The sequence below is a fragment of the Bacillus sp. AY2-1 genome, assembly GCF_008368965.1.
Lineage (GTDB): Bacteria > Bacillota > Bacilli > Bacillales > Bacillaceae_G > Bacillus_A > Bacillus_A thuringiensis_S.
Window position 1 is genome coordinate 1 of record NZ_QPEL01000295.1, and the last position, 1127, is coordinate 1127.

Consider the following 1127-nt stretch of genomic DNA (forward strand, 5'->3'; position numbering starts at 1 on the left):
CACCAAATGGGGTCAGACCACTGCTTATTGTAGTTCAATAAAGGGTTTTTAGACTTTCCGGTACAGATGCTCCTTCTATTCTTAGAAGTGCCCCCTAGCAACTCCATAGCCATCAAGTTCAGAAATTAATTTATTGAATACTTTTATTCTATTTATAGTCATAAGTTTGAATACACTGAATATTTAATGATATATTTATAAAATTGGATTTTATTAACATATAGAGAAAAAGTAGTATATTTAGAATGTAATATAAAAAGAAAAAAGGGGATGAATGTATGTTTAAAAAAGTAGGAATGGGAATAGTTTCTGCAGCTACTGTATTAATAGTTGGGTTCGGATTGAGTAATACCGCTTCGGCTGATTTAAAAACCGAAGATTTATATGAATATCAAGAATGGGAACCTAATAATACATTGGAAACAGCTGATGATTTTGGTTTGAATGGAGTTGTTTTTGGGAATTTTGATACAGAGGGAGATAAAGTAGATATTTATAAATTTACAGCAGAAACAACAAATCTTGCATATTTTAGTTTAGGTATAAAAAATTGGACGAAAAATGACTATAATTTATATTTATTAGATAATAAGGGGAATGTGTTGGCTAAATCAGAAGCTGAAAAAACCTCAAGTCTTGAAGATTTCATATATAAAGTAAAAAAGAATCAAATATACTATATAAAAATTGTTGCTAAAGAACGTGGATCACAAACAACAACTAAATATACATTAAAGGCTTTCTCTGAGGGGAACTATACAATACCCGAGTGGTTAGAATAGCAAAGACAAAAAAGACACCTGAAAAGGTGCCTTTTTTTCTTTAAATGCTTTTGGATCACTTAATACGAGAATAAGTCCATTCTCATCACTACAAGAAGTAGATTACAACACAATAGCCTTTTATTTTAGAAAGAATCATTCTACGCAGCTGTACAGAAATAAAGTTCCCTGTTAATTAATAAATTTGCTATTGAAAATCATGCTAAAGATGCACGTAGATATATATAACTAAAGTAATTCCTTTATAAAAAAGTATCCACTTTCTTGTCCTAAAACAATGATAGGAATAGAAGTACCCACTTTCATGTCTTTGTACAAAAAAGGGGAGGCACAAAAACTTTCACT

The 1127-nt window shown here is 30.2% G+C and carries 1 protein-coding gene and 1 pseudogene; one reads left to right on the forward strand and one right to left on the reverse strand.

The genetic code is table 11. The annotated features are described in order from the left end of the window. Window positions 1–278 precede the first annotated feature (278 nt). Complete coding sequence (locus tag DN403_RS30560) at window positions 279–782, forward strand: hypothetical protein (protein WP_000475230.1); 504 nt, start codon at window positions 279–281, stop codon at window positions 780–782. Between the two features lie 6 nt (window positions 783–788). On the opposite strand, the pseudogene DN403_RS32475 reads toward DN403_RS30560, so the two are convergent. Next, window positions 789–872, reverse strand: a pseudogene (locus tag DN403_RS32475) (VOC family protein); the annotation flags it as partial. Window positions 873–1127: the final 255 nt, after the last annotated feature.

Coding starts and splice junctions, on each gene's coding strand:
- DN403_RS30560 (WP_000475230.1), top strand. CDS start 279: ATGTTTAAAAAAGTAGGAATGGGAATAGTTTCTGCAGCTACTGTATTA.